At 67.8% G+C, this 21066-nt stretch carries 18 protein-coding genes; 11 read left to right on the top strand and 7 right to left on the bottom strand.

What is annotated here, in order from left to right:
* Nucleotides 1–26 precede the first annotated feature (26 nt).
* The gene (dnaE, locus tag EY822_RS00370) at nt 27–3482 is read left to right on the top strand and encodes a DNA polymerase III subunit alpha (RefSeq protein ID WP_406610287.1); all 3456 of its coding nucleotides are present in this window, start codon (nt 27–29) and stop codon (nt 3480–3482) included.
* Nucleotides 3483–3733: 251 nt separating this feature from the next.
* Here dnaE and EY822_RS00365 read toward each other — a convergent pair whose 3' ends face one another.
* Entirely contained in the window at nt 3734–4345 is a 612-nt protein-coding gene (locus EY822_RS00365; RefSeq protein ID WP_150306458.1) for a flavin reductase family protein, read from the bottom strand.
* A 94-nt stretch (nt 4346–4439) separates the two neighbouring features.
* Here EY822_RS00365 and hisD point away from each other — a divergent pair, with 94 nt between their 5' ends.
* From hisD to EY822_RS00350, 3 genes are all read left to right on the top strand, one after another.
* Nucleotides 4440–5750, top strand: coding sequence for a histidinol dehydrogenase (gene hisD / locus EY822_RS00360; RefSeq protein ID WP_150306457.1), 1311 nt, complete (start codon nt 4440–4442; stop codon nt 5748–5750).
* 28 nt (nt 5751–5778) lie between these two features.
* Nucleotides 5779–6252: a transcriptional regulator NrdR gene (gene nrdR / locus EY822_RS00355; RefSeq protein ID WP_150306456.1), complete on the top strand. Its 474-nt coding sequence runs from the start codon at nt 5779–5781 to the stop codon at nt 6250–6252.
* Nucleotides 6253–6324: 72 nt separating this feature from the next.
* Complete coding sequence (locus tag EY822_RS00350) at nt 6325–7356, top strand: quinone-dependent dihydroorotate dehydrogenase (protein ID WP_150306455.1); 1032 nt, start codon at nt 6325–6327, stop codon at nt 7354–7356.
* On the opposite strand, the gene EY822_RS00345 is transcribed toward EY822_RS00350, so the two are convergent.
* Nucleotides 7346–7924, bottom strand: a complete 579-nt coding sequence (locus tag EY822_RS00345) for a DUF3043 domain-containing protein (protein ID WP_150306454.1) — start codon at nt 7922–7924, stop codon at nt 7346–7348. The two genes, EY822_RS00350 and EY822_RS00345, sit on opposite strands and share 11 nt — an antisense overlap.
* A gap of 41 nt (nt 7925–7965) precedes the next feature.
* Between EY822_RS00345 and EY822_RS00340 the strand changes: the two genes are divergently transcribed.
* The 7 genes from EY822_RS00340 (at nt 7966) to EY822_RS00310 (ending at nt 15841) form a co-directional block, all read left to right on the top strand.
* Nucleotides 7966–9405, top strand: coding sequence for a dipeptidase (locus tag EY822_RS00340; protein ID WP_150306453.1), 1440 nt, complete (start codon nt 7966–7968; stop codon nt 9403–9405).
* A 174-nt stretch (nt 9406–9579) separates the two neighbouring features.
* On the top strand, nt 9580–9942 hold the full coding sequence (locus tag EY822_RS00335; RefSeq protein WP_150306452.1) for a HesB/IscA family protein: 363 nt from the start codon (nt 9580–9582) through the stop codon (nt 9940–9942).
* A gap of 233 nt (nt 9943–10175) precedes the next feature.
* Nucleotides 10176–11054 (top strand): aa3-type cytochrome oxidase subunit II, encoded by an 879-nt coding sequence (gene ctaC, locus EY822_RS00330; RefSeq protein ID WP_454824027.1) that lies wholly within the window; start codon nt 10176–10178, stop codon nt 11052–11054.
* 8 nt (nt 11055–11062) lie between these two features.
* Nucleotides 11063–12805 (top strand): aa3-type cytochrome oxidase subunit I, encoded by a 1743-nt coding sequence (gene ctaD, locus EY822_RS00325; RefSeq protein ID WP_150306450.1) that lies wholly within the window; start codon nt 11063–11065, stop codon nt 12803–12805.
* 1 nt (nt 12806) lies between these two features.
* The gene (locus tag EY822_RS00320) at nt 12807–13223 is read left to right on the top strand and encodes a cytochrome c oxidase subunit 4 (RefSeq protein ID WP_150306449.1); all 417 of its coding nucleotides are present in this window, start codon (nt 12807–12809) and stop codon (nt 13221–13223) included.
* A gap of 7 nt (nt 13224–13230) precedes the next feature.
* Nucleotides 13231–13662, top strand: coding sequence for a GNAT family N-acetyltransferase (locus EY822_RS00315; protein WP_150306448.1), 432 nt, complete (start codon nt 13231–13233; stop codon nt 13660–13662).
* Between the two features lie 283 nt (nt 13663–13945).
* Entirely contained in the window at nt 13946–15841 is a 1896-nt protein-coding gene (locus EY822_RS00310; protein WP_150306447.1) for a putative bifunctional diguanylate cyclase/phosphodiesterase, read from the top strand.
* Between the two features lie 4 nt (nt 15842–15845).
* Here the strand turns inward: EY822_RS00310 and EY822_RS00305 are convergent, their stop codons facing one another.
* From EY822_RS00305 to ctaE, 5 genes are all read right to left on the bottom strand, one after another.
* Nucleotides 15846–16694, bottom strand: a complete 849-nt coding sequence (locus EY822_RS00305; protein ID WP_150306446.1) for a putative RNA methyltransferase — start codon at nt 16692–16694, stop codon at nt 15846–15848.
* 18 nt (nt 16695–16712) lie between these two features.
* Nucleotides 16713–18278, bottom strand: coding sequence for a cytochrome bc1 complex cytochrome b subunit (qcrB, locus tag EY822_RS00300; protein ID WP_150306445.1), 1566 nt, complete (start codon nt 18276–18278; stop codon nt 16713–16715).
* An 88-nt stretch (nt 18279–18366) separates the two neighbouring features.
* Nucleotides 18367–19488 carry a cytochrome bc1 complex Rieske iron-sulfur subunit gene (gene qcrA, locus EY822_RS00295; protein WP_150306444.1) on the bottom strand — a complete coding sequence of 374 codons (1122 nt, stop codon included), beginning with the start codon at nt 19486–19488 and terminating at the stop codon, nt 18367–18369.
* A 35-nt stretch (nt 19489–19523) separates the two neighbouring features.
* Nucleotides 19524–20321 (bottom strand): cytochrome bc1 complex diheme cytochrome c subunit, encoded by a 798-nt coding sequence (gene qcrC / locus EY822_RS00290; RefSeq protein WP_150306443.1) that lies wholly within the window; start codon nt 20319–20321, stop codon nt 19524–19526.
* Nucleotides 20322–20346: 25 nt separating this feature from the next.
* Entirely contained in the window at nt 20347–20976 is a 630-nt protein-coding gene (gene ctaE / locus EY822_RS00285; protein WP_454824026.1) for an aa3-type cytochrome oxidase subunit III, read from the bottom strand.
* Between the last annotated feature and the right edge of the window lie 90 nt (nt 20977–21066).

Here is a 21066-nt window from a genome sequence, read left to right as displayed (position 1 = left end):
ACCTGCACGTCCACAGCGAGTACTCCATGCTCGACGGTGCGGCCCGGGTGAAGCCCCTCATCGCCGCAGCGGTGGAGCAGGGGATGCCCGCCGTGGCGGTGACCGACCACGGCAACGTGTTCGGGGCGTACGACTTCTGGAAGACGGCGACGGCAGCGGGCATCAAGCCCATCATCGGCACCGAGGCCTACGTCACGCCCGGCACGCACCGCGGTGATCGCACCCGGGTGCGTTGGGGCAACGGCGGCTCCGATGACGTGTCCGGATCCGGCGCCTACACGCACATGACCCTGCTGTCCGAAACCACCGAGGGAATGCACAATCTGTTCCGGCTGTCGTCCAAGGCGTCGCTCGAGGGGTACTACTTCAAGCCGCGCATGGACCGCGAGCTGCTGAGCACCTACGCGAAGGGCCTGATCGCCACCACCGGATGCCCGAGCGGCGAGGTGCAGACCCGGCTCCGGCTGGGCCAGTACGACGAGGCGCGGCGCGCGGCCGCCGACTTCCGGGACATCTTCGGAGCGGAGAACTACTTCTGCGAGATCATGGACCACGGGCTCGGCATCGAACGCCGCATCATGTCGGATCTGCACCGGCTGGCCAAGGACCTCGGACTGCCCCTCGTGGCGACCAACGACCTGCACTACACGCACGCCCACGACGCGACCAGCCACGCGGCGCTGCTCTGCGTGCAGTCGGGCACCACGCTCGACGACCCCAACCGGTTCAAGTTCGACGCCGACGAGTTCTACCTGAAGTCCGCGCAGCAGATGCGCCACCTGTTCCGCGACCACCCCGACGCGTGCGACAACACGCTGCTCATCGCGGAGCGGTGCAACGTGGCGTTCAACGAGAGCGCGAATTACATGCCGCGCTTCCCGGTTCCCGAGGGAGAGACGGAGCAGACCTGGTTCGAGAAGGAGGTCGAGCGCGGACTGGCCGAACGCTACCCCGACGGCATCTCGGCGGAGGTGCGGGAGCGCGCCGACTACGAGGTGGGCGTCATCTCGCGGATGGGGTTCCCCGGGTATTTCCTGGTGGTCGCCGACTTCATCAACTGGTCGAAGCGCCACGGCATCCGCGTGGGCCCCGGCCGAGGCTCGGGCGCCGGCTCGATGGCCGCCTACGCGATGCGCATCACCGACCTCGATCCGCTCCGCCACGGGCTCCTGTTCGAGCGGTTCCTGAACCCCGACCGCGTCTCCATGCCCGACTTCGACATCGACTTCGACGAGCGTCGCCGCGGTGAGGTCATCCGCTACGTGACCGAGAAGTACGGCAGCGAGCGCGTGGCCCAGATCGTGACCTACGGCACGATCAAGGCGAAGCAGGCGCTCAAGGACTCCTCCCGGGTGCTCGGCTACCCGTTCTCGATGGGCGACAAGCTCACCAAGGTGATGCCGCCCACGATCATGGGCAAGGACATCCCGCTCTCCGGCATCCTCGACCCGGAGCACAAGCGGTACAGCGAGGCGGCGGACTTCCGCGAGGTGCTGAAGTCCGACCCCGAGGCGCAGAAGGTGTTCGAGACCGCGCAGGGGATCGAGAATCTGAAGCGGCAGTGGGGCGTGCACGCGGCCGGCGTCATCATGTCGTCCGAGCCGCTCATCGACATCATCCCGATCATGAAGCGGGAGCAGGACGGCCAGATCGTCACGCAGTTCGACTATCCGGCGTCCGAGGCCCTCGGTCTCATCAAGATGGACTTCCTCGGGCTCCGCAACCTCACCATCATCGACGACGCGCTCGACAACATCGAGCTGAACGGGGGAGTGCGACCGGAGCTGGAGCTCCTCCCGCTCGAGGACGAGCAGACCTACGCTCTGCTCGCCCGCGGTGACACGCTCGGGGTGTTCCAGTTCGACGGCGGACCCATGCGGTCGCTGCTCCGGCTGATGAAGCCGGACAACTTCGAGGACATCTCCGCCGTCGGCGCCCTCTATCGCCCGGGCCCGATGGGCGCGAACTCGCACACGAACTACGCCCTCCGCAAGAACGGCCTGCAGGAGATCGAGCCCATCCACCCCGAGCTCGCCGAGCCCCTGGCGGACGTGCTCGGCACCACGCACGGGCTCATCGTGTACCAGGAGCAGGTCATGTCGATCGCGCAGAAGCTCGCCGGCTTCACGCTCGGCCAGGCCGACCTGCTGCGCCGAGCCATGGGCAAGAAGAAGAAGGAGGAGCTCGACAAGCAGTTCGAGGGCTTCTCCGCCGGCATGCAGGCCAACGGCTACTCGATGGCCGCGGTGAAGGCGCTGTGGGACGTGCTGCTGCCCTTCTCCGACTACGCCTTCAACAAAGCCCACTCCGCCGCCTACGGCGTGCTCAGCTATTGGACCGCGTACCTCAAGGCCCACTTCCCGGCCGAGTACATGGCCGCCCTGCTCACCAGCGTCGGCGACTCCAAGGACAAGATGGCGATCTACCTGAACGAGTGCCGACGCATGGGCATCAAGGTGCTGCCGCCCGACGTGAACGAGTCCGTCGGGGGCTTCGCGGCCGTCGGGGCCGACATCCGGTTCGGCTTGAGCGCGGTGCGCAACGTGGGCAGCAACGTGGTCGAGGCCATCCGGGAGGCGAGGGAGAAGGAGGGGGCGTTCACCAGCTTCTCCGACTACCTCAAGAAGGTGTCGGTGGTGGCCGCCAACAAGCGGGCCATCGAGTCCCTCATCAAGGCCGGTGCCTTCGACTCGCTCGGCTCTACGCGTCGAGCGCTGCTCGAGGTGCACGAGGACTTCGTGGAGGAGGCCGTGAAGCTCAAGAAGAACGAGGAGTACGGCCTGGTGGCCTTCGACTTCGGCTTCGACCTCGAGGAGGAGCCCAACCCGGTGCCGGTGCGTCCCGAGTGGGCGAAGCGCGACAAGCTCGCCTTCGAGCGCGAGATGCTCGGCCTCTACGTGTCCGATCATCCGCTCGCCGGGCTCGAGCTGCAGCTCGCCAAGCTCGCGACGACCGGTATCGCCGAGCTGCTTGCGAGCGAGTCCCCCCGTGACGGCGAGACCGTGACCGTGGCCGGGCTCCTGACCAGCGTGCAGCACAAGACGGCGCGGAACTCCGGCAACCAGTACGGCATGGTGCAGGTGGAGGACTTCGGCGGGGAGATCACGGCCATGTTCATGGGCAAGGCGTACCAGGAGTTCGCTCCCGCGCTCGTCGCCGACACCATCGTGGTGGTGAAGGGCCGGGTGAGCGTGCGCGACGACGGCATGAACCTGCACGCCTTCAGCGTCTTCGCTCCGGAGCTCAGCCAGGCCGGCGGGTCGGGACCGCTCGTCATCAGCCTCGCCGAGAACCGGGCGACGACCGACACGGTGCAGAGCCTCAACGACGTGCTCATCCGTCACTCCGGTGACACCGAGGTGCGCCTGCAGCTCGTGAAGGGCGACAACGGGCGGATGTTCGAGATCCCGTTCCCGGTGTCCCTCACGGCGGACCTGTACGGGGAGCTGAAGAGCCTTCTCGGCCCCAACTGCCTCGGATAGCGGTCCCTGAGCCTGTCGAAGGGCGGTCCTTGAGCCTGTCGAAGGGCGGTCCCTGAGCCTGTCGAAGGGCGGTCCCTGAGCCTGTCGAAGGGGGGTCCCTGAGCCTATGGAAGGGCGGTCCCTGAGCCTGTCGAAGGGCGGTCCCTGAGCCTGTCGAAGGGGCGCTGCGTGCGGCGAACGTGACGTCTCTTCGACGAGCTCAGGGACCGTACTCCGGGACCGTAGGTGAGCGGTCCCCGAGGCGGTCCCGGCTAGGCGTGCAGTCCGGGCTGGAAGTACTGGCGCTCGTGGTACAGCAGGGGCCGGTCGGGCTCGCCCACACCGCCCTCCTCGATCTGCACGACGACCAGCACGCTGGTGTGCACGAGCACGCGCTCCTCGACCCGGCCGACCATCCATGCCGTGACGTCGTTCAGCACGGGGAGCCCGTGCGGGCCGCGGTACCAGTGATCGCCGCGGAAGCGGTCCGCGGACGGGCCGCTCAGCTTCTGCGCCACGGCGCGGTTGCGCACACCGAGCATGTGGATGACGACGCGGTCGGTTTCCGCGATCGCGGGCCAGGAGCTGGCCGACCGCGCCATGTTGAACGTGGCGAGTGGCGGCACGGCCGAGAGCGACGCGAGCGACGTCGCAGTGAACCCCACCGGCGAACCCTGCGCGTCGAGCGCCGTGATGACGGCGACGCCCGCGGCGTGCCGGCGGAAGGCCTGCTTGAACGCGGTCAGGTCGTCCGGCGTCGCACTGTCGAGCGGGCCCTTGGCGGGATCGATCGCCGCTACGGCCTCGGCCGCGGGCACGTCGGCGTCCGCCTGGCCGTTCCCGATGGGGTGGGTTCCCGCAGAGGGGAGCAGTGTGTTCCTCATAACGTCCTGTTCAATCCGTGCAAGGTCCGCGGTATTCCCCGCTCAGGCTAGCGCGGGCGGATCGCCCTCCCGCGATCGTTAGACTCGGGGGGTCATGATGCGAACCGTTGATCTCCGGGGCACTCCTTCCACCGCGACCCGGTTCGACGGACTCGTTCCGCGCGCCGCCTACGACGTGTCCTCGGCGACCGCCGCCGCGGCCGACCTCATCCGCGACGTGCGGGACCGGGGAACGGCCGCTCTGCTCGATCAGGCCGAGCGCTTCGACGGGTCCCGTCCGGCGCACCTCCGCGTGCCGCCCGCGGACATCGCCGTGGCCGTGGAGCTGCTCGACCCCGCGGTTCGCGCCGCGATCGACGAGATGATCGTGCGGGTGCGGGCGGGCAGCGCCGCGCAACTGCCGGCCGCGCGATCGACGAGCATCGCCGACGGCGCGACCGTCGATCAGCGCTGGGTCCCGGTCGCCCGCGCCGGCCTGTACGTCCCGGGTGGCAAGGCCGTGTACCCGTCGAGCGTCGTCATGAACGTCGTCCCGGCGCAGGTCGCCGGTGTGGCGTCGATCGCGATCGCGTCGCCACCGCAGCGGGCCTTCGGTGGTGCGGTGCACCCGACGATTCTCGGTGCGGCCGGTCTCCTCGGCATCGATGAGGTGTACGCGATGGGCGGCGCCGGAGCCATCGGGGCCCTCGCCTACGGCGTGCCCGACGCCGGGCTCCGCCCGGTGTCGGTGATCACGGGGCCGGGCAACGTGTACGTCGCCGCCGCGAAACGGCTGGTGCGCGGGGCGGTCGGCATCGACTCCGAGGCGGGGCCCACCGAGATCCTCGTGATCGCCGATTCCGCGGCCGATGTCGCCTTCGTCGCCGCCGACCTCGTGAGTCAGGCGGAGCACGACGAGATCGCCGCGGCCGTACTCGTCACCGACTCTCCCGAGTTCGCGAGCGCGGTGAGCGCCGAGGTGGACCGCGCCGCCGCGGCCACGCCCTCCGCCGAACGCGTCACCGAGGCCCTGACGGGGGTGCAGTCGGCCGTCGTGCTCGTCGACGACCTCATCGCGGCCGCCGAGTTCAGCAACGCCTACGCCCCCGAGCACCTGTCCATCCAGACGGTCGACTCGGATGCCGTGCTCGCGTCGATCACGAACGCCGGAGCGATCTTCCTCGGCCCGCATGCGCCGGTCAGCCTCGGCGACTACCTGGCCGGATCGAATCACGTGCTCCCGACCGGCGGCCAGGCGAAGTTCTCGTCCGGGCTCGGTGCGTACACCTTCCTGCGTCCGCAGCAGATCGTCCGGTACTCCGAGGCGGCGCTGTCCGAGGTCGCCGACCGGATCGTGCGGCTCGCGGGCGCGGAAGACCTCCCCGCGCACGGCGAGGCGATCACGGCGCGGTTCCCCGCGTCCTGATCCGGCGGGGGCTTATCCTTGAGCCACCATGTTCTGCCCGTTCTGCCGCCACCCCGACTCCCGCGTGGTCGACTCCCGCACGAGCGACGACGGCCTGTCGATCCGGCGCCGCCGGCAGTGCCCGGAGTGCGGCCGACGCTTCAGCACCACGGAGACCGCGAGCCTCAACGTGATCAAGCGGAGCGGGGTGATCGAGCCGTTCAGTCGCGAGAAGATCGTCACCGGCGTGCGGAAGGCCTGCCAGGGGCGTCCGGTCACCGACACCGACCTCGCGATGCTCGCCCAGCGGGTCGAGGAGTCGGTGCGGTCCACGGGCGCCTCCCAGATCGACGCGAACGACATCGGCCTGGCCATCCTGCCGCCGCTGCGCGAGCTCGACGAGGTCGCCTACCTGCGCTTCGCCAGCGTCTACCAGGGCTTCGACTCGCTCGACGACTTCGAAGCCGCCATCACGCTGCTCCGGGTGGAGCACGACTCCGCGAGTCCGACCGCCACGGACTAGGGACCCCGCCGATCCCGGCTCCGGGAGCGCACGGCGGAGGCATCGCCTCGCGGACGATAACGTTGAGGCGACATGTACCGTTTCTTCTTCGCCCTCGTGCTCCGCCGCCTCGACCCCGAGCTCGCCCACACCCTCGCCTTCGAGGTGATCCGCCTCCTGCCGACGCTCGGCATCGGCCGCGTGGTTCGGCGATTCACCCGCCCGGCCCCCGCTCTCCGCACCCGGGCGCTCGGGCTCGAGTTCGACTCGCCGTTCGGGCTCGCGGCCGGGTTCGACAAGGACGGAAAGGCGGTGCTCGGCCTCGGTCAACTGGGCTTCGGCCACGTGGAGGTGGGCACCCTCACCGCCGTGGCTCAACCCGGCAACGAGCGGCCGCGCCTGTTCCGCCTCGTGCCCGACCGCGCGGTGATCAACCGGATGGGCTTCAACAACGGGGGAGCGGAGGCCGCGGCGGCACGACTCGGCGCACTGGCCCGACGCGCCTCCCGCCCGGTGCTCGGCGTGAACATCGGCAAGAGCCGCGTCGTCGACGTGGCGGACGCGATCGACGATTACCTCGTGAGCGCGCGGGCGCTCGCCCCCATCGCCGACTACCTCGTGGTGAACGTCAGCTCGCCGAACACCCCCGGGCTGCGCGGTCTGCAGGAGCTCGACCGGCTTCGGCCGCTGCTCGGGGCGGTCAAGGGCGAGTGCGGATCCACGCCCCTGCTGGTGAAGATCGCGCCCGATCTCACCGATGACGAGGTGGAGCGCATCGCCGGGCTCGCGGTGGACCTCGGCCTCGACGGCATCATCGCCACCAACACGACGATCGCCAGGAACGGCCTCCGGTCCGACCCGGCCACGGTGACCGCGGCCGGCGCGGGCGGTCTGTCCGGCGCCCCGCTCCGGGCCCGCTCGCTCGAGGTGCTCCGGCTCCTGCGCGCGACCGTCCCGGCCGGGATGTGCGTCATCTCCGTGGGAGGAGTGGAGACGGCGGCCGACGTGGCCGAGCGGCTCGACGCCGGAGCCACGCTCGTGCAGGGCTACACCGGGTTCCTCTACCGCGGGCCGCTCTGGGCTCGATCGATCAACCGGGGTCTCGCGCGTCGAACTAGAAGGTGACCTTCGTGCCGCGCTTCACCTGCGGACGCGGCAGGCGCATCTTCCGCAACTGGAACGCGCGCATGGCCACGTACCACTTCACGCCGCGTTCGACCCGGTCGGCGCCGACCTTCTCGGCGATGCGTCGCTGGAGAATCCGGCCGTAGAGGTATGCGTCGATCGCCGCGGCGAAGAAGAACACGTAGATGAGCAGGAAGATGTAGGTCGCCACCACCGGGGGCAGGGCGAACGTGCCGATGATCACCGCGATCATGATGGGTACGAGCAGCTCGCCGATGCTGAACCGCGCATCCACGGCGTCACGCAGGTACTTCTTCTGCGGTCCGCGGTCGCGCATCGGCAGGTAGCGTTCCTCGCCGGCAGCCATACCGGCCTGCGCCTTCGCCCGCGCCGCCCGAGCCTTCTCCCGCTGCTGCCGAGCCGCTTCCTTGCGGTCGTTCGGCACCAGCGGCCGCTTGTTCGCCGCCTCGCGCTCTCGCCGCGTCGGCGTCGGCCGGCCCTTTCCGAGTCGCTCGGCGGTCTCCTCTGCCGTCTCGGAGGAGGGAATCGGTACGTCTTGCTTAGCCACGTGACAGGTCCTTTGAGAGGGTTCCTCTTAAGATTACCTCCATGAGCCTTGGCGACCCGCACGACGACTTCAGCACGAGACCCACCCCGAGCGGCACGGGGGACGCCGCCGGACGGATCCCCGAGATCGTCACCCTCGGTCTTCCCCGCACCATCGCGGACCTCTCCCGACTCGTGCGCATTCCGTCGGTGTCGTGGTCGGCCTTCGATCCGGCGCACGTCGCGGCGAGCGCGGACGAGGTCGCGGCGCTGTTCCGCGACCTCGGCATCTTCGACGACGTGGCTGTGCGTCGCTCCGCGATCGACGGAACCGGCGATCTCGGCCAACCCGCCGTGATCGCCACACGCGCGGCCCGGAACGGGCGCCCGACCATCCTGCTCTACGCGCATCACGACGTTCAGCCCCCGGGCGACGACGCGGACTGGCTCTCCCCGCCCTTCGAGCCGACGGTGCGCGGCGACCGCCTTTACGGGCGGGGCGCCAGCGACGACAAGGCGGGCGTGATGACGCACGTCGCCGCGCTCCGCGCCCTCGTCGAGGCCACCGATGGAGACCTCGACCTGGGGATCGCCGTGTTCATCGAGGGCGAGGAGGAGTTCGGGTCCAAGTCGTTCTCGACGTTCCTCGACGACAACCGCTCGTCCCTCGCCGCGGACGTGATCGTCGTCGCCGACTCCGATAACTGGGACATCGACACCCCGGCCGTCACGGTCGCGCTTCGCGGCAACGTCACGTTCCGGTTGACGGTGCGCACCCTCGATCATGCATCGCACTCCGGCATGTTCGGCGGCGCCGCGCCCGACGCCATGCTCGCCGCGATCCGACTCCTCAACACCTTCTGGGACGAGGACGGGTCGGTGGCCGTCGACGGGCTCGCCTCGCACGCGATGGAGACCCCGGATTACGACGAGGAGCGGCTGCGCGAGGAGGCGGGTCTGCTCGACGGCGTGACGCCGCTCGGCACCGGGCCCATCCTCGGTCGGCTCTGGGCTCAGCCGTCGATCACCGTCACCGGAATCGACGCGCCCACGGTGGACAACGCCTCCAACACCCTGCTTCCCGAGGTCACCGTGAAGGTCAGCGTGCGCATCGCACCCGGCACCACGTCGTCGGATGCGTTCGCCGCACTCGAGCGGCACATCGACGGAGCCCGCCCGTTCGGCGCGCACGTGGAGATCTCCGACGTCGATCTGGGGGACCCGTTCCTCGTCGACACGAGCGGCTGGGCCATGTCCGAAGTCAAGGCGGCCATGCGCGAGGCTTGGGGCCGCGACGCCGTCGAGACGGGAATCGGCGGATCCATCCCGTTCATCGCCGACCTCGTGCGAGTGTTCCCCCACGCCCAGATCCTGGTCACCGGAGTCGAGGACCCGGACACCCGGGCGCACAGTCCGAACGAGTCGCAGCACCTCGGCGTGCTGCGCCGCTCGATCGCCACCGAAGCGCTGCTGCTGCACGCCCTGAACTCCCGGCCCCGCTGACCGGGGGAGATTCGCCGACTACCGCGGCCGGATGGCGGAGATGAGGTTCGGGTCGAGGATCGCTTCAGTGACTTTTCCCCCGACATCCCGTCACCCGGGAATCGTCCGGGTGACGAAGGTACACTGAGGGCACGTTGTTGCGCTCGCGCGCGTCGTACAGGAACAGGAGCCATCATGAGCGACACCACCCTCACCCAGCCCGAGACGAAGGCACACGGCGTCGGTCTCTCGAGCGACGCGGCCGCCAAGGTCAAGAGCCTGCTCGCCCAGGAAGGTCGCGAAGACCTCCGCCTGCGAGTCGCCGTTCAGCCCGGTGGCTGCTCCGGCCTCATCTACCAGCTCTACTTCGACGAGCGACTGCTGGATGGCGATGCAACGGTGGACTTCGACGGTGTCGAGGTCGTCGTCGACAAGATGAGCGTGCCGTATCTCGACGGTGCGAGCATCGACTTCGAGGACACCATCCAGAAGCAGGGCTTCACCATCGACAACCCCAACGCGGGCGGGTCGTGCGCGTGCGGAGACTCCTTCCACTGACATCAGGCGGCACTCGCCGACGAAACGGTCACCTTCCGACGGGAGGTGACCGTTTTTTCGTGGGAGGGGCCTATCAGTCGCGGCCCGGGAGTCCCGGCGAAGGCGACGACACGCGCGCACGCCCCCCGGCGATGCCCCCGGCATCGTCGCCGTCGCCGGGGGAGTCGTCCGAGGCCCCGCCGAAATTCGCGTTAGACTCGGCCCATAACGTCCGCCACTTCGAAGGGTCAGTAGTGCGCTCTAGACGCCTATTCCGTTGGGCAGCAGTACCGATGGCAGCGACGCTCGTCGTTGCGCTTGCGGGGTGCACCCAGGCGCAACTGCAGGGCTGGTTGCCGGGTAACGCAGACACCACCAATCACACCGGTGACGTCATCGGACTGTGGGTCACGTCGTGGATCGTTCTGATGGTGGTGGGCATGATCACCTGGGCCCTCACCATCTGGGCCGCGGTGGTCTACCGCCGCCGCAAGGGCCAGACCGGCCTCCCGGTGCAGCTGCGCTACAACCTCCCCATCGAGGTCTTCTACACGATCGTGCCGCTGATCCTCGTGCTCGGGTTCTTCGCCTTCACGGCGCGTGACCAGGCCAAGATCGAGACGCGGGCCGAGGACCCCGACGTGACCGTCGAGGTCTACGGCAAGCAGTGGGCGTGGGACTTCAACTACGTGGACGAGAACGTCTACTCCGTCGGTGTGCAGGCCTCCACCGACCCCGAGGGTCCCGTCGGCAACGTCGACTACGACGCGCTTCCCACCCTGTACCTGCCGGTGGACCGCACGGTCGAGCTCGTGCTCGAGTCTCGCGACGTGCAGCACTCGTTCTGGGTCGTCAACTTCCTCTACAAGAAGGACCTCTATCCCGGCGTGACGAACTACATGTCGTTCGTGCCGCAGGAGGAGGGGACCTTCACCGGTAAGTGCGCCGAGCTGTGCGGCGAGTACCACTCGCAGATGCTCTTCCAGGTGAAGGTCGTCTCGCAGGGCGAATACGACGCATACATCGAATCGCTCCGCGACGCGGGCTTCGAGGGCGACTACGGCCAGGATTACGACCGCAACAGCAACCTGCCCGGCGTGAACGTGCCCGGCGAAGCAGAAGAATCAGAGTAGGACCCGTAATGACATCCACTCTCAATCGGCCCACCGGCATCCCCGAGGGCCAGGCCAAGGTGCTCGAGTCGAACAAGGCGGAGCGCAAGGGCAACCAGCTCGTCGGCTGGATCACGTCCACCGACCACAAGACGATCGGGTACCTGTACCTCGTCACCTCCTTCGTCTACTTCTGCCTCGGCGGCGTGATGGCGCTCGTCATCCGCGCCCAGCTCTACGCTCCCGGCCTGGAGATCGTGCAGACGAAGGAGCAGTACAACCAGCTCTTCACGATGCACGGCACGATCATGCTGCTGATGTTCGCGACACCGCTGTTCGCCGGCTTCGCCAACGTGCTCATGCCGCTGCAGATCGGTGCTCCCGACGTCGCGTTCCCGCGGCTCAACGCCTTCGCCTACTGGCTGTTCAACTTCGGCTCGCTCATCGCCGTCGCCGGGTTCCTCACCCCGCAGGGCGCCGCCTCGTTCGGCTGGTTCGCCTACACCCCGCTCTCGAGCACGACATTCAGTCCGGGTGTCGGCGGCAATCTCTGGGTGTTCGGTCTCGCCCTGTCGGGCTTCGGCACGATCCTCGGTGCGGTGAACTTCATCACCACCATCATCACGATGCGCGCTCCCGGCATGACCATGTTCCGGATGCCGATCTTCACCTGGAACATCCTGGTCACGTCGATCCTCGTGATCATGGCGTTCCCGGTGCTCGCGGCCGCCCTGTTCGCACTCGGCGCGGACCGTGTGTTCGACGCGCACATCTTCGACGCCGCGAATGGAGGACCGATCCTCTGGCAGCACCTCTTCTGGTTCTTCGGACACCCCGAGGTGTACATCATCGCGCTGCCGTTCTTCGGCATCGTGTCCGAGGTCTTCCCGGTCTTCAGCCGCAAGCCGATCTTCGGATACAAGACGCTCGTCTACGCGACCATCACCATCGCGGCTCTCTCGGTCACGGTGTGGGCGCACCACATGTACGTCACCGGCTCCGTGCTGCTGCCGTTCTTCGCGCTGACCACCATGCTCATCGCGGTGCCCACCGGTGTGAAGATCTTCAACTGGGTCGGCACCATGTGGCGCGGCTCGGTGACGTTCGAGACGCCGATGCTGTGGGCGATCGGCTTCCTCATCACCTTCACGTTCGGTGGCCTCACCGGTGTCATCCTCGCGTCGCCCCCGCTCGACTTCCACGTGTCCGACACCTACTTCGTCGTCGCTCACTTCCACTACGTGGTCTTCGGCACGGTCGTGTTCGCCATGTTCTCCGGCTTCTACTTCTGGTGGCCGAAGTGGACGGGCAAGATGCTCAACGAGCGTCTCGGCAAGATCCACTTCTGGCTGCTGTTCGTCGGCTTCCACACCACGTTCCTCATCCAGCACTGGCTGGGTGTCATGGGCATGCCCCGCCGGTACGCGACCTATCAGCCCGGTGAGAACCTGGAGTGGATGAACCAGCTCTCGTCGGTCGGTGCAGGCATCCTCGCCGTGTCGATGCTGCCGTTCTTCCTCAACGTGTTCCTCACGGCCCGGTCGGCTCCGAAGATCACGGTGAACGACCCCTGGGGCTACGGCCGTTCGCTCGAGTGGGCGACGTCCTGCCCGCCGCCCCGGCACAACTTCACCTCGATCCCGCGTATCCGCTCCGAGTCCCCGGCGTTCGACCTGAACCACCCCGAAGCCGGCGTGCCGGTGGGTATTGGTCCGGCCAAGGATGCTCCCGATGCTCCGACGTACGACGTCGCCGATGGAAAGGTGAAGTAGCGTGCGGGCTAACGCCGTCCTGTTCTGGATCCTCTCGCTGTTCTTCGGTGTCCTCGCGGTCATCTACCCGCTCTGGGGCATCCTCGAAGCCGACTACGTCGAGCCGGCGGGAACGGTCGCCCTGTCGCTCACGTCGATCCTCGGCGCGTTCGTCGGGTTCTACCTGCAGAAGAGCTACAACACCCAGGGAGCCGAGCTTCCCGAAGACCGCTCGGACGCGAACATCGACGACGGCGACCCGGAGCTGGGATTCTTCAGCCCGTGGAGCTGGTGGCCCATCGTCCTCGCCGCCGGTGGCGCGTCGGTCATGCTCGGCATCGCGGTCGGATTCTGGATCGCGATCATCGGGGTGTTCGTGACCGTGATCGCGCTCGTCGGTTGGACGTACGAGTACTACCGCGGCTACTTCGCCCGCTAGGGGGACCATGATCCGCTCGGCTACCGCCGCCGACAACGCGGCGGTATTCCGGTTGTGTCAGCAGCTCGACATGGTCAACCCGCCGGCGGACCGCGACGACTTCGACGTCACCTTCTACACCATCCTCGGGAGCCGGGGCGTCGGTCGCGACGTGCTGCTGGTCTCTGAAGACGACAGTGCTCGGGTGACGGGATACGCCTACCTCACGGTGTCCCGTCTCCTATACGCCGGTGGGCTGTCCGGTCACCTCGAAGAACTCGTCGTCGACTCGTCCGCGCGGGGAGCCGGAACCGGATCGGCTCTGGTACGGGCGTGCGAGCGCGTCTGCGCCGATCGCGGGGTGGGTCAACTCACCATGTCGACCCGTAGGGCGGGCGCGTTCTACAGCCGGTTGGGCTATGAGAGGACCGCGGAGTTCTACAAGAAGCGCTTCCGCTGAACGACCGTCGCTGACCAGCCGTCGCTGACCAGCCGTCGCTGACCAGCCATCGCTGATGCGGCGCGGAGGAGAATAATCGCGTCCGGGGACTCATTCCCGCTCCGGCGAATATAGAGTGAGCAGCAGACGCCCCCGGACCCGGTCGTCGATCACGCAACCTGCCGTCGGAATCGCCCGGTGCCGCCCCGCGCAGCATCAACTCGGCTCCGCCCTGGCAGGTCCAGGCCGCTCGACTCGATCGAGCGCTGATGTGCACTCCGGAACATCGGGGCGGAGGTCCGGGATGGACGGCAACGAGAAGATGGCGGCGTTGCTCGCCGAGTTCGCCCGCACCATGCTCACCGACTTCCCCATCGACGCCATCCTGGACCGGCTCGTCGAGAGGATCGTCGATGTGCTCCCGGTCACCGCAGCGGGGGTGACCCTGATGACCGACACCACCGAACCCCACTACATCGCGGCGTCGAACAACGCGGCGCTGCAGCTCGAGCGCCTCCAGTCCAGCCTCCGCCAGGGCCCGTGCGTGCTGGCGTACGAGTCGGGCGAAGCCGTCGTCTCGTCCGACATCGGAACCGATTCGCGCTTCGAGGACTTCGCGGCGAAGGCGGCGGAGGTCGGTATGGCCGCCGTTTTCGCCTTTCCCCTGCGGCACGACGCCGGTAACCTCGGCGCGCTCGACCTGTTCCGCGACGAGGCCGGCCCTCTCGACGCGTGGGCGATGGCGGCCGCACAGACGCTGGCGGATGTGACCTCCGCCTACCTCGTCAACGCCCAGGCGCGGGACGAGAGCAGGCACACCGCCGAGTTGTTCCGCACGAACGCCCTGCACGATGCGCTGACAGGATTGCCGAACCGGGTGCTCCTGCAGCAGCGACTGGAGCACGCCGCGCAGCGCGCGCGGCGCACGAACGCCCCGGCGACCGTGCTCTTCGCCGACCTCGACGGATTCAAGTCGGTCAACGACACGCACGGGCACTCGATCGGGGATGCCCTGCTCATCGCGGTCGCCTCGCGCTTGAAGACGCTGATCCGCCCGGGGGACACGCTCGCCCGCATCTCCGGCGACGAGTTCGTGATCCTGTGCGAAGATCTCGGGTCCACCGACGCGGTGGAGCAGATCGCCGCCCGCGTCACCGAGTCGTTCGTGGAGCCGTTTCTCCTTCGGAGCGATCCACGGTCCCCGGCCGTGGAGATCTCCATCACCGCGAGCGTCGGAATCGCATTCGCCGGCGAGGCGGACGGGATCAGTGAGCAGCTCATCGCGGATGCCGACATCGCGATGTACCAGGTCAAGCGCAAGGGCGGTGCCGCCCACCAGGTGCTCGACCTCCGCGAGGCCATCGCCGACGCGGATCGCGTCGAGCTCGAGCACGACCTGAGGGGGGCTCTCCGGGGCGACCAACTGGCCATCGCCTACCAACCCATCGTCCGGGTGAAGGACGGAGCGGTGATCGGCGCTGAGGCCTTGCTGCGCTGGACGCACCCGACGAGGGGGCCGGTGCCCGCCCTGCTCACAATCGCCCTCGCCGAGCGGAGCTCGTTCATCCAGGAGATCGGGGACTGGGTACTCCGGCGCGCGATCACCGATTGGTGCACCTGGCGCGCGCTGTTCCCCGGCCGGCCGCTCGAGCTCGCGGTGAATGTATCCGCCCGACAACTGATGTCCGCGGGATTCAGCAGGAACGTCGCCGACACGCTGGCCTCCGCCGAAGTCGATCCCGGCGTGGTCACCCTCGAGATGACCGAGAGCATGCTGCTCGAGGACGGACCCTATGCGATGACGGTTCTCACCGAACTGAAGGACATCGGCGTCAAGCTCGCGCTCGACGACTTCGGCACCGGATTCTCGTCCCTCAGTTATCTCCGGCAGTACCCGGTCGACATCGTGAAGATCGACAGGGCCTTCGTCGCCGACATCGGGGTGGCACCCGCGGGCGGTGCCATCATCGAAGCCGTGACGAACCTCGCCCACGTGCTCGGACTGTGCGTGACCGTGGAAGGCGTGGAGACCGTTCGACAGCGGGACGAGGTGGTCGCAATGGGCTGCGACTCGGCGCAGGGGTACCTGTATGCGAAGCCGATGAGCACCGGCGATTTCCAGGACCTTCTCCGGTCCCAGGCGGGCGGGGGAGTGCGTCTCCCAGCCGGTGAACCGCAGACCCTGGTTCGTCGCCGCTAGGCCGTCAGCGGCGACGGTAGAGGAGCACCCGCATCGCCGCGGTGACGGGCGGGGACTCCGTCGATGCATCGCCCGGCGGATCGTCGGCTGCCGCCGACGACGCATCGGTGCGGTGGTAGGCCGAGGGACCCATCCCGACGAGGGCTCCCACCGCCGACCGATCGAGGTGCATGGGGAAGCGGACGACCCGCTCCTCTTCGAGCGAGAAGAGATCGACGAGGCTCGCCTGGATCTTGGCGATCTTGTCGTCCTGCATCCCGAGCACGAGCCCCCGGGAACGCAACTCGGTCAGGTGGTCGGGCGCGGGCGCCACCACGAGCAGAACCCCGTTCCGCTCGAGCACCCGTGCGAACTCCGGAGGGTTTCGGGGGGCGAAGACGTTGAGCAGGATCGTCGCGGCCGCGTCCCGTAGGGGAAGCGGCGCCCACAGGTCCGCGACGAGCCCGTCCACCCGCACGCCGGGGCTCCGCACCGCGCGCGCCACGGCGGACGGGGAGAGGTCCGCGGCCAGGGCGTTCGCCGTGGGCCGCGTTCCGAGGAGACGCCGCAGGTAGTGGCCGGTGCCGCATCCGGCGTCGAGGATCCGCTCGTTCTCGCTGCGGGGGAGGACGCCGTCGAGAGCCGCCTCGAGCGGCGCGTAGTGGCCCGCGTCGAGGAATCCCTGCCGGGCGTCGAGCATCTCGGCCGAGTCGCCGTGCACCTTCGTGCGAGGCGGGAGGAGTGTCACGTAGCCGCGCTTGGCGACGTCGTAACTGTGTCCGTGAAGGCAGGCGAGGCTCAGGGCAGCGCTGGGGGACAGGTCCGCGAAGCAGATCGGGCAGCGAAGCCATCTCGACAGTGAGTCGAGGGTCATCGCTGCCCGATCCGGCGTCTAGTGCGTGTTGTCGTGCGAGACCTCGAGGTCCTTCGAGGCGACCGGAGCGATCCGATCCTCGAAGAACCAGCGGGACACGCCGGCCCGAGCGCGCTGGGCGACCGTGATCTTGCCACGGCTGTTCGGACGGATCATCAGCGGGGCGTAGTCGGTGTAGCTGACCAGCTTCCAGCGCTCGTACTCGTCGAGCTGCTCGTGCACCTCGATGAACTCGCCGCCCGGCAGCTTCACGATGCGACCGGACTCGAAGCCGTGCAGCGCGATCTCGCGGTCCTTCTTCTGGAGCGCGAGACAGATGCGCTTGGTGACGATGAAGGCGATGACCGGGGCGAGGAACACCAGGGCCTGCAGCGTGTGGATGACGTGCTCGACCGCGACGTGGAAGTGCGTCGCCATGAGGTCCGAGCTCGCCGCCGCCCACAGCACCCCGTAGAACGTGACGCCGGCGGCGCCGATCGCGGTGCGGACCGGAGCGTTGCGCGGGCGGTCGAGCAGGTGGTGCTCGCGCTTGTCACCGGTGATCCAGTATTCGATGAAGGGGTAGATCATCGCCAGCACGATGAACAGGCCGAGGGCCGCCATCGGGATGAGGATGTTGAAGGAGTAGGTGCGCTCCAGGAAGTCGAACTCGAGTCCCGGCGGGATCAGTCGGAGGGCGCCGTCGGCGAATCCGATGTACCAGTCGGGCTGCGTCCCCGCCGACACCGGTGACGGGTCGTAGGGGCCGTAGTTCCAGATCGGGTTGATGGTGAAGAAGGTGGCCATCAGTGCGATGACACCGAACACGATGAAGAAGAAGCCACCGGCCTTCGCGGCGAAGGTCGGGAGGATCGGCACGCCGACCACGTTCTGGTTCGTCTTGCCGGGACCGGCGAACTGGGTGTGCTTGTGCACGACCACGAACACGAGGTGCAGCGCGATGAGCGCCACGATCACCGCGGGCAGCAGCAGGATGTGCAGGGTGTACAGGCGGGGGATGATCACGGTGCCGGGGAACTCGCCGCCGAAGAGCAGGAACGAGATCCAGGTTCCGATCACCGGGATGCCCTTGACCATGCCGTCGATGATGCGGAGACCGTTGCCCGAGAGCAGGTCGTCGGGGAGCGAGTACCCGGTGAAGCCCTCGGCCATGGCCAGGATGAAGAGCACGAAGCCGATGACCCAGTTGAGCTCGCGCGGCTTGCGGAACGCACCGGTGAAGTAGATGCGCAGCATGTGCAGGCCGATGGACGCGATGAACAGCAGAGCCGCCCAGTGGTGCATCTGCCGCATCAGCAGGCCGCCCCGGATGTCGAACGAGATGTCGAGCGACGACGCCATGGCCGCCGACATCTCGACGCCCTTCAGCGGCACGAACGATCCCTCGTAGTCGACCTCCGTCATGGACGGGTCGAAGAAGAACGTCAGCCACGACCCGGTCAGGAGGATGACGACGAAGCTGTAGAGCGCCACTTCGCCGAGCATGAACGACCAGTGGTCCGGGAAGATCTTCCGCCCGAACTCCTTGACGACCGCCGAGATGCTCGTGCGGTCGTCGAGGTAGCTCGACGCTGCGGCGGTCATGCCACCGAGCCCACCCGCTGCCGGTGCGCCGGCGGGTGATGCCGGTGCGCCGACGGGCGACGCCGGTGCGGTGGCGGTTGGCTGCGGTTCAGTCGTTGTCGACACTTGCTCGCTCCCAGAAACTCGGTCCGACCGGCTCCGTGAAGTCACTTTGAGCGATCAGGTACCCTTCCGCGTCAACGGAGATGGGCAGTTGGGGTAGTGGCCGCGCTGCCGGACCGAAGATGACCTCGCAGTGATTGGTCACATCGAATTCGGACTGGTGGCAGGGGCAGAGCAGGTGATGAGTCACCTGCTCATACAGGGCGACCGGGCATCCCACGTGGGTGCAGATCTTCGAGTATGCGACGATCCCGTCATAGGACCAGCCTTGGCGTTCGGGGAGCTCGTTGAGGTCGGACGGGCGCAGGCGCATCAGGAGCACCGCCGCCTTCGCCTTCTCCTCGAGCTTGTGCTCGGCCTCCTCCAGCCCTTCCGGGATGACGTGGAAGACGGATCCGAGGGTCACATCAGCGGCGCGGATGGGGGTGCCCGAGGGGTCCCGCGCGAGGCGCATCCCCTCCTCCCACATCGTGTGACTGAGCTGACTGACGGGCTCGGGCGCGGTGCCGGGGTAGAGGTCGCGGAACAAGACGATCGCGGGCAGCGGGAAGACGACCAGGGCGCCGATGAGCGAGTTGCGGAGAACAGCTCGACGTCCGAGGCCCGACTCCTTGTTCGCCTCGTCGAAGATCTGCACGGCGCGCGCACGGGTCTCCGGGCTTCCGCTCGTCACGTGGCGCTGGTCGATCATCTCGTGATTGGACATCAGCGTCTTCGACCAGTGCACGACGGCGATACCGAGGGCCATGAGAGCGAGGGAGATTCCGATACCGAGCGCGAGGTTGTTGGCACGGGTCGACGCCGGGCTGTTCTCCTCGATCGGGAACGCGAAGTACGCGACGATCGTGAACAGGCTGCCGGCGAGCGACAGGTAGAACAGGCTGTAGACCCAGCGTTCCGCGGTGCGTTCCTTCTTCGGATCGACGTCCGTGACGCGGGGGCGGTGCGGCGGGAGTCCCGGGTTCTGCAGTGCATCGCGCGGTACGACGGCGGTCCCTGCGGAGACGGTGCTGCCGGAGTCGACGCGGGCGACCGCGTTCACCGGGTGGGCCGCACCCCTCGATTCGGGCGCGGCAGCCACGTCTCGTCCGCCGTTATCGTCTGCCATGGTCTTCCTTTTCCTGCCTGTTCGTAGAGCGCGAGCTAGTTCGACTTCGCCGTGAGCCACACGGTGACGGCGACAATCGCACCCATCCCGAACACCCACGCGAAGAGGCCTTCGGCAACCGGGCCCAGCGCACCGAGGGCGTACCCGCCCACGGACGGGGTGTCCTTGATGTATGCCAGTGCCGTGATGATGTCGCGCTTGTCCTCAGGTGAGAGGTTCGCGTCGTTGAACACCGGCATGTTCTGCGGGCCGGTGATCATCGCTTCATAAGTATGTGCTGGTGTGCTGTTAATTGCCGGTGCCCACTTGCCCTCGGTGAGAGCACCGCCGGAGCCCGCGACGTTGTGGCACATGGCGCAGTTGATGCGGAACAGCTCGGCGCCGTTCGCCGCGTCGCCCTGCTCGTCCAGGTAGCGGGGATCGGGGATGGGCGGGCCGACGGACAGGGACGCGACGTACGCGGCCATGGCCTTCACCTGCTGGTCGGTGAACTGCTCCGGCTTCTCCTGACCCTGGGGTCCGCTGGCGGCCAGCGGCATGCGCCCGGTGCCGACCTGGAAGTCCACCGAGGCGGCGCCCACGCCGATCAGCGTCGGGGCGATGTCCGAGCCCTCGAGGTTCACTCCGTGGCACGTCGCGCAGTTCGCGGCGAAGAGCTTCTCGCCCTCGTCGATCATCTCCTGCGAGTTGATGTCGGACTGCGCCTCGGCGGTGCCGTTCGAGATCAGCGCGTAGGCGCCGCCCGTGAAGAACAATCCGATGGCGAGAAGGGCAACAGTTGCCAGTGGACCACGGCGGCCGGCTCGGTTCTTGCGGTTCGTCGCTTTACTCATGCTGTGTACGTCTGCTCCCGCTCGCTCATTTAAGGACGTAGATGACCAGGAAGAGCCCGATCCAGACCACGTCGACGAAGTGCCAGTAGTAGGAGACGACGATGGCGCTCGTCGCCTCCCGGTGTCCGAAGTTGCGCACCGCGAAGCCGCGTCCGATCACGAGCAGGAAGGCGATGAGCCCACCCGTCACGTGCAGTCCGTGGAATCCGGTGGTCATGTAGAAGGCGGACCCGTAGGCGTTGGAGTCCAGTGCGATGCCCTCGTGGACGAGGGTGGCGTACTCCAGGATCTGGCCCGCGATGAAGATCGCGCCGAGCGCGTACGTGAGGAAGAACCACTCGACCATGCCCCACTGAGACGGCTTCCACCCGGTGGAGCGCGGCTGCAGGCGCTCGGCCGCGAACACGCCGAACTGGCAGGTGAACGACGACGACACCAGGATCAGGGTGTTGACGAGAGCGAACGGGACGTTCAGCCGGTTCGCCTCGAACGTGAACAGCTCCGGTGAGGTGCTGCGCAACGTGAAGTAGATGGCGAAGAGCCCCGCGAAGAACATGACCTCGCTGCCGAGCCACACGATCGTGCCAACGGCAACCGTGTTGGGCCGATTGACGACCGGCACGTGCGTTGCTGGGGATATTGAGGTGCTCGTCACAGATCCATTATGTCTCACTCGGCGCCCTCCTTCGGTCATTGCGGGGTCGCGTGCGCGTCGACCGGTTGCGCCGCCGGGGCGAGGACCTCG

This window comes from Planctomonas psychrotolerans, from assembly GCF_008642235.1.
Lineage (GTDB): Bacteria > Actinomycetota > Actinomycetes > Actinomycetales > Microbacteriaceae > Planctomonas > Planctomonas psychrotolerans.
Note: the sequence above shows the minus strand (reverse complement) of the source record. Positions and strands in the feature narration are given on the sequence as shown.